This is a genomic window from Chitinophagales bacterium (genome assembly GCA_016787225.1).
Classification (GTDB): domain Bacteria; phylum Bacteroidota; class Bacteroidia; order Chitinophagales; family JADJOU01; genus CHPMRC01.
Map to the genome: position 1 here is coordinate 17,618 of JAEUUY010000023.1, position 17,778 is coordinate 35,395.

A 17,778-nucleotide genomic window follows, 5' to 3' on the forward strand; every position below is an offset into this window, starting at 1 on the left:
TGTTATTGCAATACAAATATTACATAACAATGAAAAATTTTGCAAGGATTGAATAAATCAATTTAAAAAAATTTTAATTTTAAAACTCTTAGTGATACATCAAACTACAACCCCTCAAATCTGCTTGATGTATTCGACCAATAATTTGAAAACGACCATCCGCTCTAAGTTCAATGAGGTCTTGGGTTTCGATAAAGGAACAAGAATCTATATTAGCTAGATCTAAAATTTTGGCTGAACCTCTTCCCTGCTCCATACAACTAAGTGGGTCATTGATATCACCTATCAATACCCTCATCCATGGTGGACAGCTAAACCATAAGTTTTCATCTGAAAATGCTTGAGAAAACAATTCACACATACCATACTCTGATATAATTTTTGAATCTGGAAAGCTAGATTTTAGTTGTTTTACTAAGTCCTGTTTGGGTAGCTCAGGACGAGAGCCTTTCATACCGCCAGTTTCGATAATGCTTAATTTTGAATTACTAATTTTGAATAAGTCGGCAAAGTCTAATAAAGCAAAAGAAATTCCGATAAGCAATACTTCATGCCCTTTTGTTAGAAGTTCGACTAATTTCTCATTAAGTTTTGACAAGTTATGCAGGTAGAAGTATTCTTCTTGTGTATTCATGGTCATCCAATGCCTAACCATTGCTACTAATGATGAATGCTGCCTTTCGAGATAATGCGGCAATAAACCTACAATAGTATATTTTTTACCACCAAAGAAATGTTTGAAGCATAGTTCAATACTTTGGTGATAGTTATCTAAGTTTTTATAATAATGTTTTGAGTTTAACTGGCCAGTGGTTCCGCTGCTTTCGAAAAAGTTTAAATCTTCGTTCGGTAAACAAGATACTTTGTGAGATTTAAAGAAACTAATAGGCAGAAAAGGAATATCCTTGATATGAGTCACTTCTTTTTTTAAAATTGCTTGGCAATATTCTGCATAGATAGGATTATTTTCACGCTGATATTCGAATATGGCTAAAGCTCTTTCTTCAAAATTATCGCGATTGATATCAGCCAATTTGACTTTCATTCTAGTACAACTTATGAAGTGTCAAATAATTATATCTACTGATTTGAGCTGGATTAGTCCCTTTCTTTCCTTCTGGAATTTTTTTCTTCTGTTTTTTATAATATTTGATAAACTCTGGGTGAAACTCTTTAGATTTATATTTCTTAAAGGTCATAGGGATTTCTTTGAAGACCTCCTCTTCCATATTAGCAAATTTGAAGGCTTCATAAAAGAGCTCAGAGCAGTAGTAAGCATCATTATTGGCGACAAAGGCGAAATCATAAGGCAGACCCAGTTTTAATTTCGCGTACTCTACAGCACGTGGTATCCAATGTAGGTAGTCTTCTTTCCATTTCCCTACAACTATTTTAGGTTTACCTTGTTTTGTTTTATACCGATATATAAAACTATCTAATGCGACAATTTTTACACCTTCAGTATTCGCCTCTATCACTTTGAGTTGGCCAGAATCTGATACTACCATAGCTATATGAGAAAAACGCTTCTTGTCATTCAACTGTGTCACGTCTTCAATAGCCTCACAAATAGCCCCACAGTCGCAGTCTTGAAAAAGTAAATCGCCTTCTTCGAAGTTAAATAGAATTTGAAATAAAATGAATAGTTTCAACTATGTGAGTTATTAATTTTGAGTTTTAAGTGTTAAGTTCACCTTTTTGTTGGTGTCAGGAAGTTCTGGGACCACCAACAAACTAAATTCTAGTCAATATCATTATATATTTCAATAGTAAGCGAAAATCAAAACTCTTATTTAATACCATACTCTCTTTTACCATAAAAGTAATTTAAAATTTATCACGAATAATTCAACCCTTAAAACTATTCTGAATCATAATATCAAAAGCTTCTTTCAAACTAAAGCCATAATGATTTAACTGTTGAGGGAAAATACTAGCTTCGGATAAGCCTGGTATCGTGTTGATTTCCATAAAATAGACTTCCTCTCCTTTTAGTAAATAATCGACACGCGCTAAGCCTCTACAGTTCATTACTCGGAAAATTTTTTCAGTCAAAGTTCTCATTTCATTTTCAACCTTGGGACTGAGATTTTCTGCTGGGGTCACCTCCTTGGATTTGCCTTCATATTTCGCAGCATAGTCAAAAAACTCCGTCTCTGGAATAATTTCAGTAATTGGCATGATGTGGAGTTTCTCACCTTCCTGCAATATGCCATGCGAAAATTCTCTACCTTCTATAAACTCTTCGATTAAAACCAAGTCATCGTGTTCTAGTGCATCCTGAATGGCTTTCTTTATTTGTGAACGTTCTTTAACTTTTGTCACACCAAAACTAGATCCAACGCTATTCGGCTTGATAAACATAGGAAAACCAAGATGTTCATATTTCGACTCATCTATAGTTTCACCTTTGGTATATATTTCAAAGGATGCCGTACGAATCCCATGGGTATTCTTTAGAATTTGCTTTGTCAGAATTTTATCCATAGTGATAGCCATAGTCCTTCCATCGCAGCCTGTATAAGGTATGCCTAACATTTCCAAATAACCTTGAATTTTGCCATCTTCTACTGGGGAACCATGTATAGCCATAAAACAAGCGTCGAAATTCACTTTTACTTCCGGAATGGTAATCGAAAAATCATTCCTATCGACCACTTCACCATCTTCACTATGCCAGATGGATTTATCGATATCGATAATAAATGCATTATACTTTTCTGGATCAAGGTTTTGCTTTACTACCTGAGCACTTTTGAGAGAAATAATACGCTCTGATTCGAAACCGCCAGCTAGAATAGCAATATTAAGCATAACCTATAAAATTAAAACTTGACATGAACTTTAACCTTTAAGGACTCTAATCCATCTCGAATCAGCCTTAATCGCTTGACTAAGTCATAGTTATTATTAATATTTACCATTGTTTGGTTTTCGATGCTATTTTCTTCAACTAAATCGCTGGAGTTTAATGTATCTTGATTCAAGTCTACTTTATTTATTCCCTGCTTTAATCGTTTTTTAGCACCTTCAATAGTATATCCTTCATCTTTTAGCATTCGCTGAATTAGTTGCAATTTTTCTAAATCATCTTTTTGGAATAGACGGTCTCCTTTTCTATTTTTTCTTACATTTAAGTGAAACTCTCCACTCCAATATCGAAGCTGAGAGGTGGAAGTTTGCATAATTTCAGCAACCTCGCCTATCGTGTAATAAAATTTACCTTCCATAAACTAATATATAATGTACAAAATTAGACACTGATTAATCATTCCATATTTAGATTGTAAACGAAACTTAAAGGTTGTATATTATATTAAACAATAACCTCAAAGCAATTGTGTCAAATCGCTGACCCCCAAATTTCTTTGTACATGAAATCCTTCTGCATACTGTACTCCAATACTTTTACCTAAAATCGCATCATGGTATCGTATGATATCTAAAAATGATTTATCAGAGATAAATGTTTCTACCTCTTTACTTTTCGGATCATAAAATTGAGAGCTGTAGGCACGTATAGCTTCAAACTTTTTATCTTCGAAATCTGAAGTATCTAAAACAAAGTCAGGTTTTTGAAACTGAAATTGAATATAATTATAGACCACAGAAGGCCTGAAATGTTCTTGCAACTTTCCTTCAAACTCAGTCTCTATTTTTATTAGACCGGATAAAAAAGCTGCTTTTTGCACAATATCTGCACCTTTCGCGTGGTCAGGATGTCGATCTTGTTTTGCATTACATATAATGATGCGCGGACGATACTTTCGAATGATCTGAATGATTTTCAAGCAATTTTCTTGATTGTCGAGCATCCATACATCAGGAAGTCCTAGATTTTCACGTACATCGATACCGAGTATGCTAGAAGCTTTCTCAGCCTCTTTTAGACGCAATTCGCCGCTCCCGCGAGAACCCATTTCTCCATGAGTCAAATCACAAATTCCAACTTTGTAACCTAATGCTTTATGCTTAAGAATAGTGCCACCTGCACTAATCTCAACATCATCAGGATGAATACCAAAAGCTAAAATATCTAAATACACTTCCTTCGTTATTGTATGCAACAAATTTAAAATATTTCAGACTATTAGAATAAAATAGATTTCATATCATAGTAAATCCACCCATACCTCAATCTTCTACATTCAGGATATGCAGCAGCCTGTGAATAAGAGGTGCGAAGAAGACTGCTGTTATACTAAGAAATGCAACACCACTGTAAAGTGCATAAAATGATGAAAACAATTTAGCATTATATGATTTCATTTCAACTACTGGCCCCATACCCGTCAATATCATACACGCCATATGAAAACTATCTAACCAAGATATGTTTGCAAAATAATGATATCCTAAGGTGCCAATCCATACAGAAATAAAAACCAATGCAAAGGCGAATAAGGCATAGCGTACGACTCGGACTAAAAACAATGACCAAGGAGCAATTTTCTCGCGATTATGTTCTAATTTCATATTATAATTTTATTATGAATTTCGATAAGCAATTTCATGATAAGTCTTACTATGAGGACCAAGAAATAACATAGAATACATTCGAATTACGGCTAATCCATCTATCACAAAAGAACTTGCAACCAATACGGCTAAAATTATTTGATTTTCATGAATATGAGAAAACATCAAATCTTCTCCTAAAAAAGTTGGAGATATCGGGAATCCGGTCAGACCAAGACAAGCCAGCAAAAAAACAATTGAAAGTATAGCGTGTTCGTAGGCATGACCATGAAATCGATCTAAGGTAATGTTCTCTCCTTTTTTTGATAAGAACATGAGGCAAAGTCCACCCACGGTAGAGGCAGCAATAACTCCGCTGATATAAATAATGATTTCATTCCATTCTAAATGCTCGTTAAAAAAAACAGCTAATGCTATCAAAATATGATTGGAGAATATTAGTAATAACGTATTAAAGGCAGTTTTCTTTTCTGAAAATGCTTTGAATGAAAATAATAAAGCTATCAATCCAAACAATTCTGGTGTGAAATGAAAATGGTAATGCAAATCTAACCAATGAGCTATGACAATGATAATAGCTAAAAAAGGAAGAATATACTTTGAATTTTTCCATGATAAAAAACTCAATTTCTTCCCAATCCATTTAATTGGTTGCCACCAATAATGATAAAGTATAGTATCTAAATTCCATTCTTTGAGACATAGAATATACATTGCATACTGCCACTTGACTGGAAAAAAACGCTCGATAGTTTTCTGATAAGGTGTGAACGTATAAAACTGCTCTCTGATTTTATAACTAACTACAGATGGACTAATAAGTAATTGATAAGTTCGTAAAATGGCGTTGCCAAAAAAATGTATTAAAGCGAGGTTATGCCAGCCCATTGCTACTTCGATAAACATTATTCCTATATGTGCAATTGAGGTGTAAGCAACTTGTGCTTTGATTGAACTTTGTACCCTAGAAATACCCGTAGCCATATAGAAGGAAAACAATCCTATTAAAACAAGAAATACTCTGATGGAAATCTGGAATTCGATCAATGGAAAGACTCGAAATAATAAATAGACACCCATATGTACTGAAAGTGAACCGTAAAATATAGCACTTGATGGAGTCGGACCTTCCATAGCTCTTGGCAACCAAAAAGAAAAAGGAAATTGAGCAGATTTGGCAGCCGCAGCTATAACTACCCCCAATGCTATAAATATACCTAAAATGGAATGCGAATGAATATGTTCACTTAGTATTTCTGCATTACTCATTTTTAGAAAAGTAACGTTTTCATGCCAAAAGTGATGACTAAGCCACATGGCTATTAAAAGTCCAACATCTCCCAAACGATATATAGTAAATACTTTTACCGCATTCTTTACAGGTAAATATCTATATCGATAAAAGGCAATTAATAAAAAAGACGATATGCCCAATACTTCCCAACCAATGAAAAGAGTTTCGAAATTACCCGCAAGAATGGTAAGATTGAATCCAAAGAAAAAAAGCAAAATGGTAAGAAAAAAACGCTTATAGCCTTCTTCCCTATGCATGTAATATTGACTAAAAATAGTTACCATCAAAGCTACAAAACTTCCAGCCATTAAAAACAAAATGGAAAATTTATCTATTAATAAATCGATGAAAAAATGATAGCTAGGGTTTTTGTAAATTGTAAGTTCCGATAAGTTTATTGTTTGGAAGTCTTGATATATCCACAGAACTAGCAGCCAAGCGGATAAGCCAAACTGCAATATAACTATTGATTTAGAAAGCAAGGCAATTCCTTTTTCACTACTTTTTGATAAGTAAATTCCAGCTAAATAACCTATTAACGGCAACAATATTATTGAAAGAACTAAGTTATGCAGCATAGTTGATATCATTTATAATTTTGACTGGAATGTTTTCATTATTAGTTTCAAATATTCTTATTAAGTCTTGACTAGAAATGCTAGGAGTTGTCATTAATTCTAAATCTAAAATAGTGAATTCCCCTTTCTGAAATCGCAGCATTTTTTTATGAGTAGGATGAAAGCAAATGAGATGGATCCATTCATTAGCAAACCACTCGTAGGTCGCTGGATTAGCTTGAATAGCGTTTAATATAATCTCAGGAAATTGTTCTACGATTATCATAAGACGTATTGGGTCATGAATTTCAATCATCTGTGCGGGCAATCCTGGTCTCAGGTCACCATCTATACCGTTGGCTACTCCGAATAGACCTATGATATTATGCGGTAGTTTACTACCTGCTCCTAATTTTTGATTGTCTGTTCTGGAAAAATAGTATTCTAAATTAATCCCTCCACAAACGGGTGCAGCAGCATTTAAAATTCCTTGAAGATAACTACCATCGCTATCTTTTCGATAATCATAGCTATTGAGAAATGCACGTCGATCCAAGAATAAACCTCTAGTCATATCCCTTCTACCCACTATACATAGAGCATTAGTAGCGTGATTATACTCTGGTCTCGGCTCAAAAAACGATACAGATCTGCGTTTAATTTTATTGTGTATTTTATCTATACTTTCAATTGTCGCTATATTTTCAAATCTACGTGAACGCTCCTTAGCATTAAGTTTCAATGCTTCTCGCATATCTTTTTTATTTGCATTATGAGAACTTCTATATGTAAAGGATAGAGAAATATCTTTATCGAAAAATTGAACTACATCTTGTGTCGTATCATGTAGTCCTCCCAAAAAAATAGTTCCCAGAGGTATATCAATACCCTTTTCCCTTAATAACTCTCTTACTTTAGGGTCATTGACCATCATCGAGAATACTCGAGCATTTACTGAGCCAGCTCTGCCACTGCAAGCTCCACATTCATAACCGGCATAGTAAGGATTATTAGTACTAGAAGAACCATGACCAATGACATAGACAATAGGTGCAAAATTCTCAGTAAGACCAATACTTTTGAGCATATTGTATACCCGAGTTGCCATTTCCTCCTTCGTAAAGCCAATATTTAATCCATTTTCTTGACTATGGTCATGGTTCTCAATAGCCAAAGGAAAATTTTTCTCCATGTGCATAAATGGATTGGAAGTAGCTGCGCTTCGCTTAGGAAATAAAACGGCAGAAACTAATTTTAATGCTGAAAAAAAGCCGATAAACTGAGATACAAACCAGCCTAAAAGGCTGTTGTGGCTATGCTCTGAAAAATGTATATCAGGTTCATGATGATGTATCGATGATTGATTTAACTTTTCAGTGACTTTTTTCTTCAGTTGACTAAGTTTTTGGTCCTTTGCTACTTCTTTAACCAAGTATTTGGGAGTCATAGGGGCTGGACATATCTTGGTATAAAATTTCCCACCTTCAGGCTGAAAAAACATATCCAAACCAAAAAAACCTGGCGTTCCATAAGTTTCACAGTCTGGTACAATGTATTCTATATGCCTTCTCCATGAACATATTCTGTCATCTATACACATGATGGTTTGAAATCGCAGATTCTTTTCATAGTGAGTCTGAGGCTTATCAATTATTCCATTTAAAACAGAGTTATAATATGTCCATTCAAAGGCTTCCTGCCATAGCCTACCAATCGTAAATACATGCGTTTGTTTTACTGATTCAAAAATCATTTTAGGAGTATAATCGATATAACCTTCCAATGGGTACCAATTTCCTTCACCAAATTTATAATCCAACGCATCAATTTCCAATAAACATTCCAAATAAATTAACTCTTTAGTGCTAATCTTTCTCTGATCAAAAAGCATGGCTGGCATTTTTTCTACTTCGGACACAAAACCGCTCCATCCCTGATGTTCAAACTGCTGATCAAAGAGATAGTTTTCATAGAAATTATAATTTTTACCAACAAGAATTTCAAGCAAATCATGAATACTAAGACTTCGACTTTTAAAAATTTCACGTGCTCTTTTTCGTCTAAAAATACTGACAAGACCATTATTTTCTATCACTGATAGAGCCTCAAGAAAAGTTTTATCTTTTATGGGGAATTTCCAGATGGCAATACCTTGATCTAAATAATTGCTCAATAATCTGAATAAGGTGGGATAAACCATAGCATCCATATCTACTCCAAGTTTAGTTCTCCAATTTTCTCTCAAATTCCCTATTCTGGAGTCAAAGTCATGTACCAGGTTAATCTCCATCATATCTTCAAATAGTGCTTTTCGTTGATTTTCGTCACTGGTAAATTCCTTTAAAACCTTATGAACAGCGTTTTCAGAAATTTCTCCATTTCTATATTTTTTTTGATATTCATCAATAGTTAAGGTAATTTTATAGCCAAAGATTTCATATGCTTGATTCAATCCCTCAAAAAATGGTAAATGCTGAAAAGCATGTAAAGAATTATGATGAATAAAATCTTTTAATGCCCACTGCGAAGGCAGATAATGCTTGATATGTTTAATGACTCTTTCTAAGTCAAAATTATTATTAACTAATATCTCTGTGTTCATTACTTTTATTTCTTATATTTAATTAAATCTAGTGTAGAATTTAGGCCAACTTGAAAGGTGTGATTGTATTCTACCTGTAAACCATTTGGACGAAACATAATCTGATTCATATACCCCATTTCTAATCTACCTATTTTTGGAATTTTGTATCCCAGTGCTAAATATGCTCTATTCTGGTCAAAAAGATTCATACCGACATGTTCACCAAAGCTAATCATAATTTCATCATAGGCTGAAACATAGAAGGATTTGTCCTCTATTTTTTTTCCATTTAAAGGGATAGAAAATCGATTGAGTAGCCTGAAACGATTGGTAAACATGGCGTCTCCGGGCTCAAAAATTACTCCAGTATTGACGGGCAATTGAGAGAAACGCTGTTCTAATCGAAAGCGACTAATCCATTCAAAAGAAGATAATTGTGTTTTAATTTGGATCTGTTCCCACAGTCTATGCTCAGGGAAAGTAGATTTTACAGCAAATTCTCCATAAGGATAGGTTTCTACAAAACAATACCCAACTGTAGCGAATACATTTGAATTTAAATGATAATTTAAACCCGTTCTTAAAAGTAATTGCTGACCTTTGGTGATGACTTCATTTCGTCTAAACTGAGCTTCGATATGTACGCCCCATTTCTCTGCAAATTTATGATCTCCAAAATACATAAACCACCCATTAAAGTTGTCGGTGGATTGACGTTGTGAGTAGGAGTATATAGAAACTAGGCCTGTTACTAATAAAATAATATACCTCATAATTTTAAGTTTTTGGTAAATAAGTGAATTCAAAAACTAAGCCATAACTATTTTTTTGTGTATTATTGGGTATTTGGATACCAAGAGATAAAGGTATTTGAGGATGCACAAAGTATTGTCCACCTAGAACACCTAATCCTATATAATTATTCCCTGAAATCCAATCTCCTACTAGGTGAATTTTATTTGATAGCTTAAAATCACAACCTGTCATCACACCGAGTCCATTATCAGCCCCTTGATAGGCTTTGTTTGCATAATATATTCCAGCTATCAAATGCAACCTTTCATTTAAAAATGAATTATTTGAATTGAAATAGATGAAATTAGTAAAAAACATATTTTTACTGTGCCTAACGAAAAAATTGCTGCCTATTTCAGCTCCAATGCCCAAATGAGTGTTTTTTGAAACTTTAAACAATTTTTGAATTGTAAACATAGAACTTGGAGAGATAGGCCCTTCGCCTAGTGTTTCATTGGTTAAAATCGACTGGTAGTTATATACAAGTCCTATAAGATTAACACCAATTTCAAATTCATGCTCAAGTCCATAACATATATTGGTGTTTGACTGCAATACGTTTCCTACATTAAATTGTTGCTGAAAAAAAAACTTATTTTTTAAGGTAATCTCACTCGAAGGCACATTAAATAAATTCTGTTGAGAAAAGCTATGCAACGAAGTCAAGCAAAAAACAGCAAATAGGCTGCTTAGTTTTAATTTCATTTGTTAATTTTCTTGATAGTTGAAAGCTCATGATTAGAAAGTTGTTTCAAATTATCTAGGCCTACAATTTCAAATTGACCGCCATTTTCCTTGTACTTTTTCTCAAAAATTTTAATATTAGATAAAGCACTATGATCAATCATTTGCACCGAAGAAACGTCCAAAGTAATTTTATTCGCTGGAGGTATAGCATCCAATTTATCCTTTAATCTTATGAAATTGGTAAACACTGCGGCTCCCTCTAATTTCAAGATATAATGTCCATCATGGAAGGATACAGATACAGGAGTAGAAAAGAAATGTTTAAATGCTACACCATGTGCGAGATGCAAAGTCATTTCTAGTGCCATTCCAGCTAAAATACCAACCAATAAATCTTCATACAAGGTAAAGAAAATAGTTGTTAAAAATATAGCTAATTGTTCCTTACCTATTTCAAGCATATGAGCAAATTCTTTAGGGTGAGCTAATTTAATACCCACAGAGATGAGCATAGCAGCCAAAGCACAATTTGGTATTAATTCTAAAAACTGAGATGCAAAAAGCACAAAAAGTAAAATGCAAAGTCCATGGAAAATATTTGCCCATCGCGTTCGCGCGCCAGCATTAACATTGGCAGTGCTTCGAGCTACTTCGGATATCATAGGAAGGCCACCTAGAAGTCCAGCAAATGTATTCCCTACACCAATAGCTACAAGTTCTTTATTGGTGTCCGATTTACGTTGATATGGATCCATCATATCTATCGCTTTAACAGTAAGAAGTGCTTCTAACGAACCTACTAATGCAAACATAATTACGTATCTGATAAAAGTTCCTGATTGCTGTAATCCAGAAAAATCTGCATTATACTTTATTGAATTGAGAAAATTACCAATGTGTAGCAAAGTAAATTCAGGTTCAGTATGACTAAAATCCATGATAAGCTCAGCAGGAATGGCAAAAATTAATACTATAAGCGGCGCAGGCAATTTGGATACAAAAGGTATATTAAAGGTATTCCAAAAAAGCATTATGATAAGACTAATAACACCTATGATAGTGGCTCGTAAATCAAATCCAGATAGAAACTGGGGAATATGGGCTATGAGATCAAAAGGTGTCATCCCCTTCATGACTTGAGGATTCTCACCTAATAATATTGGAACTTGTTTTAATATAATAATAATTCCAATAGCCGCTAACATACCATGCACTGCTGACAGAGGAAAAATTTCTGTATATTTACCTAATTTGAAAACCCCAAATAAAATTTGAATGAGACTGGCTACAACAATTGCGCCACAAGCCATGTGCCAACCAGTCTGTCCTCCCCCGAAATCTGTAACAGCACCAACCAATATGACAATGAGACCCGCTGCTGGTCCTTTTATAGTAAGATAACTGCCGCCTAATAAGCCACCAATAATGCCGCCTATAATTGCAGTTGTTAAGCCCATAATTGCTGGAAACTCTGAAGCCTTGGCTATACCTAAACTGAGAGGTAGGGCTAATAAGAATACGCTAAATCCAGCATTGAAATCTTGAAAAAAATTTTGTTTTAAACCTTGTATTCCATCGAATGGAACTGAGACATTTTTGTTCATTTTAAAAACTTTAGAGATAGAAAATTATAAAAAAATAGAAGTCAAGCTTCAAGTTTCATTTATAATTTTTTAAATTCTAAAATTCTGAATCCAAATGATTAAGGAAGTATTGTTTATAAATAAAGTGCGAGTCCTGATAATAGTATCAATACTATTGTTGAACTCGGATAGGGATTTTATAATCCAAACAGAGTTGAAGTTGCAATTAAATGGCAACCATTTTGTTTTGTTATCTTCTTCTTCTTCCCATTCCTCCAAGATATCCAAGTTAATGGGTGTTTTTTTCTCATGGGAATATTCAGATCTACAATTTTCTAGATTTAACGCCACGCCAACTGGAACAGCAAGGCTCTGTAAAATGAAAATAATGAGAAATAAAGACTGTTTTAACAAAACAATTATTTGTTTTACAAAGTTAATTCAATTTGTAGTCTATTAATTGCTAAAATTTCTAAAACTCAATTATAACGATTAATCCAGGAGAATTTTTCATTAATTATCTGAACCTTTTTTTGCTCAATGTAATCCATATAGGCTTTTGCCACCGAAGAATGTTTTTTATCTTTTAACCAAATTAGATACCACGTCGATTTGATCGGAAAACTCTTGACTGGAATCACTTTTAATAGATTATTTTCTAACTCGTTTTTTATTCCTATTAGTGGCATAATCGAATAACCCAATCCTGCTAATACAGCTTGCTTTACCGCTTCATTGCTCGTTAACTCCATTTTTTTCATAATATTAATTTCATTTTTTATCATGTAGCGTTCCATTACTTGTCGGGTACCTGAACCTTTCTCTCGATATATCATTGGTATCTGTGTGAAAATCTTTTTGTCAAATTCTTTTTTATTATTTTCAAGGTCTTCTGAGCCTACTAAAAATAATTTATTCTCCATAAGTTCTATTTTATTTAATCTCATGTTTTCTGGCAAAACACTTACTAAAGAAAAGTCCACTTCATTATTTTCTAGACTCTCTATTACTTTTGCTTTATTTGTTACATCAAGTTCCAATTGCACAGCTGTGTGAAGCTTTAGGAAATCCGTTAGAAAATACGGTGCTATATATTTACCAGTAGATACAACAGAAATTTTTAAGCGTCCTGTCAGTTTACCTTTATAATTCATTAATAAAGTGTCAATAGATTCTACATCCGCAATCACTTGATTGGCCAGTCTAGCTATTTCCATTCCAAATTCTGTAATATATATCTTTTTAAGAACGATTTCGTAGAGCGGTGTTTCTATGAGATCTTGAAAATTTTTTAACTGAATAGATACCGCTGGCTGCGTAAGATGTAACTCCTCTGCTGCCTTGGTAATGCTCAATGTCTGCGCTACTTTTAGAAAAATTCTCAACTGCTGTAAAGTATAGTTCATAAATATTATTTATATTGTAAATAGCAAAGATATATATTTATTTATGATTATTCGCTTCATATTTGCAGCAAAATTTTAATAAACAACGTATGACAAGAATAACCATAGCTAAGGGCGACGGCATAGGGCCAGAAATTATGAATGCTACCTTATCCATTCTAAAAGCCGCAGGAGCAGCCATAGAAACAGATGAAATAGAACTGGGAGAGAAACTATATCTGCAGGGTAATACCTCTGGCATTGACAATAAATCTTGGGATATTATTCGCAAGAATAAAATTTTGCTCAAGGCTCCTATTACCACTCCACAAGGAGGTGGATATAAGAGTTTGAATGTGACGATGCGAAAATTTCTAGGACTTTATGCGAATATTAGGCCTTGCTTTTCATTACACCCATTTGTAGCAACCAAACACCCAAAGCTAGATCTGGTTATCGTACGTGAAAATGAAGAGGATTTATATGCTGGTATCGAACACCAGCAGACGGATGAAGTGATACAATGCTTGAAGCTAGTCAGTCGACCAGGTTGCGAAAAAATAATTCGCTATGCCTTTGAATATGCAAAACTTTATGGACGCAAGAAGGTGACCTGCTTCTCCAAAGATAATATCATGAAGCAGACAGATGGTCTCTTTCACAAAGTATTCGACGAAATAGCAGTGGAGTATCCTAATATCGAAGCTGACCACTGGATTATCGATATAGGAGCTGCTTTATTAGCAGATTCTCCTGAAAAATTCGATGTCATCGTTACGCTAAATCTTTATGGGGATATTATCAGCGATATTGCTGCTCAGGTGGCTGGTTCCGTAGGGCTAGCTGGCTCTGCCAATATCGGCGAAGAGTGCGCATTATTTGAAGCTATTCACGGATCAGCCCCTACAATAGCAGGTCAAAATATCGCCAATCCATCGGGACTACTTCAGGCTGCTGTACAAATGCTGGCTCATATAGGTCAAGGTGAGATAGGCGAAACCATCCAAAATGCTTGGTTAAGAACGATAGAAGAGGGCTATCATACTGCGGATATTTATGAAGAAGGATTGAGCAAGGAAAAGGTTGGCACTCTTGAATTTGCCAATGCTATAATACGCCACCTCGGACAGAAGCCAAGCCAATTAACTGCCGTAAACTATGGTAAGGCATTACAACTTCAATTACCAAAATATACGCGTAAAAAGCCAAAAACTAAAACACTTGAAGGTGTTGATTTATTTATCCATTGGCCGGGAACCAATCCGAATGAATTAGCAAAAAAAATACATGAAATAGAATCAGAGCAAGTGGGTCTATCAATGATTACCAATAGAGGTATCAAAGTGTATCCAGATGGATTCCCTGAAACTTTTTGCACGGATCATTGGCGGTGTCGATTTAAACCAAAATCGAGTAATTCGTTAGACCCAAAGACCATTATCGAACTAATGAATAAAGCCCTCGAATTAAATATCGACATTATCAAGACTGAGAATCTCTATGCATTCGATGGGATCTCCTCATATTCTCTAGGTCAAGGACAATAAATTATAAAAAATGAATAGAAAAATATCTATTATCGTGCTTTATATCCTTTCAATTTGCTTTATTGTATTTTCGTTTTACTCATCTGAATGTATAAGCGGTAGTTATTGGCTCATATTATCAATAACAACTTCTCTTGTTATTTTAAAAATACTTTCAAAGAATCAAGATAATCCTCAAGCTCTTGAATAATAATGATAGGACCCAACACTTTCTTCGTCAATAGAACTGTTGTAATAGCCACGATGCATGGCAAAGAGACTGTTATAGCTCCCCTCCTAGAAAAAAGGTTGGGCGTAAAACTACGTCTGGTTGACAATATGGATACGGATATATTAGGCACATTTACAGGCGAAGTCGAGCGAAAAGATAGCCCAATAGATACCTTACGAAAAAAATGTCAAATGGCTCTAGAAATTACAGGTCTTGATTTAGCAGTTGCTAGTGAAGGTTCTTTCGGGGCTCATCCTAGTGCTTTCTTTGCTCATGCCAATGATGAACTAGTCATGCTACTCGATACAAAAAATAATCTTGAAATAGTAGCTAGAGAATTAACTACAGACACCAATTTTAATGGGGCTATAATAGAAAGTGAAAATCAATTGGTAGATTTTGCAACTAAGGCGCTTTTCCCAAGTCATAAGTTGATACTCAGAAATGGTGAAAATAAAAAAGATAAAATCATAAAGGGAATCGGTGACTGGGAAGAGTTAAAGGCTCAATATCATAAACTTCTAGAAGAATATGATAAGGTATATGCTGAGACCGATATGCGAGCTATGCATAATCCCACGCGTATGCGAGTGATAGCCAAGGCTACTAGTAACTTAATTGATAAACTTAATTCTCTGTGTCCGCAATGCCAAACACCAGGATATACCGTGACTAAAGTAATACAAGGTTTGCCCTGCGGGCTTTGTGAGCAACCCACGGCATCTACCTTGTCGCACATTCTATCATGTAGTCTTTGTAGACATAATGAAACGATTCTATATCCTAATAATAAAAAAACTGAAGATCCCATGTATTGTGACTTCTGCAATCCTTAAACATAATAAATTAAAATGAACTTAGATTTTCAAGTACTTCATAGCAATCTTACCAATCCTACATTTCTTTTTTTCCTTTTAGGTGTAGTTGCGGTGCGCATCAAGAGTGACCTAGAAATACCAGCACAGAGCATAAAATTTATTTCTCTTTACTTACTTTTTGCTATTGGATTCAAAGGGGGGCAAGAATTGTCGCATAGCACAATAAATGCTGAGGTTATATACTCGGCTCTATTTGGTGTATTCATAGCTTTGATGATACCTCTCTATACTTTTTTTATATTGAAGAAAAAACTAAGTGTAAGTGATGCAGCTGCTATTGCAGCTTCCTATGGTTCCGTGAGTGCGGTCACTTTTGTGGCAGCCGTGTCATTTCTAGAAATGCAAAAAATAACTTTCGGCGGACATATGGTAGCTATCATGGCTTTGATGGAATCGCCAGCTATTATTATTGCAGTGATACTGTTGATGAAATATGATCGTTCTAGCTCTAGAGAAGATATAAGTCTCCGAAAGCTTCTTCATCATTCTTTGACCAATGGTAGTGTTTTGTTGATATTAGGTAGTTTAGTGATAGGCACGATTGCTGATACTAAACAGGCAGAAGGTATTAAACCATTCACCACCGATATATTCAAGGGATTTTTAGTAATTTTCTTGTTAGAAATGGGGATGGTAACAGCCAAACGCTTTGGTTCATTTATGAAATATGGTTGGTTTGTAACCTTCTTCGCCATTATTATTCCAGCCTTAAATGGTTGTGCAGTGGCATGGCTGAGTCAGTATATATCGCATGATATTGGGAATCGTTTCATTTTTGCCATTCTAGCTGCCAGTGCTTCCTATATCGCTGTACCTGCTGCTATGCGACTGGCAGCGCCGAAATCTGACCCTGGTCTTTATATTCCTATGGCATTAGGACTTACCTTTCCCTTTAATATTACGATAGGTATTCCTCTCTATTATTTGATTATTTCTAACACTAATTTTTAACTAATTAACGAACACGGAATAGCCGAACACCGTTTTACAAAGTAGGCAAAATTAAACTTTTAAACAATGAAAAAGAACATCATTACAACAACATGCATGCTTTTCGGACTACTGTCTTGTGACCAAGTAAACAATGCAGCAAAAGAAGAAGTGAAATCTACCATTCAACAAACTAGTCAGGAAGTACAAAAAGTTATAGACGAACTTGGGCTAGTTTATGTAGAGGAAGGAGCGCAAGATATTATAACCTATGATGAGGTAAATGCAGCACAGCAAGCATGGTGTGATGCATTAGTCAAAATTGGTCAGATCAAAGAAGAAGGTGGAGATTATAAAGCCTTCGCTGAGCAAGTCCTTTCGGAGGCATACAATTATGATTATGGAAAAGTATTTTTCAAACCTACATTAGCTTATGGCGACCAGACCTTCAGAAATGATAAGAAAGGTGCTTTGGCCTATTTTATTGGAGGTGATCCAGCCTATCCTAATGATAAAGGTTTTGCATTAACTCCATGGGTAAAAGCCCGCTATGATAACGCTGGAGAAAAAAACGAAGGTATTCAAATCTATGGTTCCGTAGCTATTACAATGGGTAATGTATGGGTTACAGGTAAAGATGGTAAGGAGGTCATGGTGGACAAAACCTGGGTCTTCAAAAAAGGAAAAGATGGAAAACTCAGAATTATAGTTCATAAATCAGCTTTACCATTCTCGCCTTCTAAATAACTCTGACTATATTGATATAAAAGGCTATATTTTCATTTGCCACAAACAAATTAGTTTAAATAGTTATTAAAAGAATTATAATTAACTAAATTTCTTTGTGG

The 17,778-nt window shown here is 34.6% G+C and carries 16 protein-coding genes; 4 read left to right on the forward strand and 12 right to left on the reverse strand.

Features of this window, described 5'->3' with window-relative positions:
- Positions 1-88: 88 nt before the first annotated feature.
- The 12 genes from JNL75_08935 to JNL75_08990 form a co-directional block, all read right to left on the reverse strand.
- Positions 89-1,045: an acyl transferase gene (locus JNL75_08935; GenBank protein ID MBL7789934.1), complete on the reverse strand. Its 957-nt coding sequence runs from the start codon at positions 1,043-1,045 to the stop codon at positions 89-91.
- A 1-nt stretch (position 1,046) separates the two neighbouring features.
- A complete protein-coding gene (locus JNL75_08940; protein ID MBL7789935.1) occupies positions 1,047-1,652 on the reverse strand; it encodes a hypothetical protein in 606 nt (201 codons plus the stop codon).
- A 196-nt stretch (positions 1,653-1,848) separates the two neighbouring features.
- Entirely contained in the window at positions 1,849-2,814 is a 966-nt protein-coding gene (locus tag JNL75_08945; protein MBL7789936.1) for a D-alanine--D-alanine ligase, read from the reverse strand.
- 11 nt (positions 2,815-2,825) lie between these two features.
- Entirely contained in the window at positions 2,826-3,230 is a 405-nt protein-coding gene (locus tag JNL75_08950; protein ID MBL7789937.1) for a MerR family transcriptional regulator, read from the reverse strand.
- Positions 3,231-3,329: 99 nt separating this feature from the next.
- Entirely contained in the window at positions 3,330-4,070 is a 741-nt protein-coding gene (gene bshB1 / locus JNL75_08955) for a bacillithiol biosynthesis deacetylase BshB1 (protein ID MBL7789938.1), read from the reverse strand.
- Between the two features lie 64 nt (positions 4,071-4,134).
- Complete coding sequence (locus tag JNL75_08960) at positions 4,135-4,476, reverse strand: hypothetical protein (GenBank protein ID MBL7789939.1); 342 nt, start codon at positions 4,474-4,476, stop codon at positions 4,135-4,137.
- A 12-nt stretch (positions 4,477-4,488) separates the two neighbouring features.
- Positions 4,489-6,351: a hypothetical protein gene (locus JNL75_08965; GenBank protein MBL7789940.1), complete on the reverse strand. Its 1,863-nt coding sequence runs from the start codon at positions 6,349-6,351 to the stop codon at positions 4,489-4,491.
- A complete protein-coding gene (locus tag JNL75_08970; GenBank protein ID MBL7789941.1) occupies positions 6,341-8,932 on the reverse strand; it encodes a DUF2309 domain-containing protein in 2,592 nt (863 codons plus the stop codon). The genes JNL75_08965 and JNL75_08970 overlap by 11 nt, the downstream gene beginning before the upstream one ends.
- A 5-nt stretch (positions 8,933-8,937) precedes the next feature.
- Positions 8,938-9,687, reverse strand: a complete 750-nt coding sequence (locus tag JNL75_08975; GenBank protein ID MBL7789942.1) for a DUF2490 domain-containing protein — start codon at positions 9,685-9,687, stop codon at positions 8,938-8,940.
- 4 nt (positions 9,688-9,691) lie between these two features.
- Positions 9,692-10,414, reverse strand: coding sequence for a hypothetical protein (locus JNL75_08980; protein ID MBL7789943.1), 723 nt, complete (start codon positions 10,412-10,414; stop codon positions 9,692-9,694).
- On the reverse strand, positions 10,411-12,000 hold the full coding sequence (locus JNL75_08985) for a SulP family inorganic anion transporter (protein MBL7789944.1): 1,590 nt from the start codon (positions 11,998-12,000) through the stop codon (positions 10,411-10,413). Before JNL75_08985 ends, JNL75_08980 begins: the two co-directional genes overlap by 4 nt.
- Before the next feature lie 458 nt (positions 12,001-12,458).
- On the reverse strand, positions 12,459-13,385 hold the full coding sequence (locus tag JNL75_08990; protein MBL7789945.1) for a LysR family transcriptional regulator: 927 nt from the start codon (positions 13,383-13,385) through the stop codon (positions 12,459-12,461).
- Between the two features lie 89 nt (positions 13,386-13,474).
- On the opposite strand from JNL75_08990, the gene JNL75_08995 reads away from it, so the two are divergent.
- The 4 genes from JNL75_08995 to JNL75_09010 all read left to right on the forward strand — a co-directional run bounded on the left by JNL75_08995 (position 13,475) and on the right by JNL75_09010 (position 17,677).
- Positions 13,475-14,911, forward strand: coding sequence for an NADP-dependent isocitrate dehydrogenase (locus tag JNL75_08995; protein ID MBL7789946.1), 1,437 nt, complete (start codon positions 13,475-13,477; stop codon positions 14,909-14,911).
- Between the two features lie 192 nt (positions 14,912-15,103).
- The gene (locus JNL75_09000) at positions 15,104-15,958 is read left to right on the forward strand and encodes a hypothetical protein (protein MBL7789947.1); all 855 of its coding nucleotides are present in this window, start codon (positions 15,104-15,106) and stop codon (positions 15,956-15,958) included.
- A gap of 15 nt (positions 15,959-15,973) precedes the next feature.
- Positions 15,974-16,951, forward strand: coding sequence for a sodium-dependent bicarbonate transport family permease (locus tag JNL75_09005; GenBank protein MBL7789948.1), 978 nt, complete (start codon positions 15,974-15,976; stop codon positions 16,949-16,951).
- 66 nt (positions 16,952-17,017) lie between these two features.
- Positions 17,018-17,677, forward strand: a complete 660-nt coding sequence (locus tag JNL75_09010) for a hypothetical protein (GenBank protein MBL7789949.1) — start codon at positions 17,018-17,020, stop codon at positions 17,675-17,677.
- Positions 17,678-17,778: the final 101 nt, after the last annotated feature.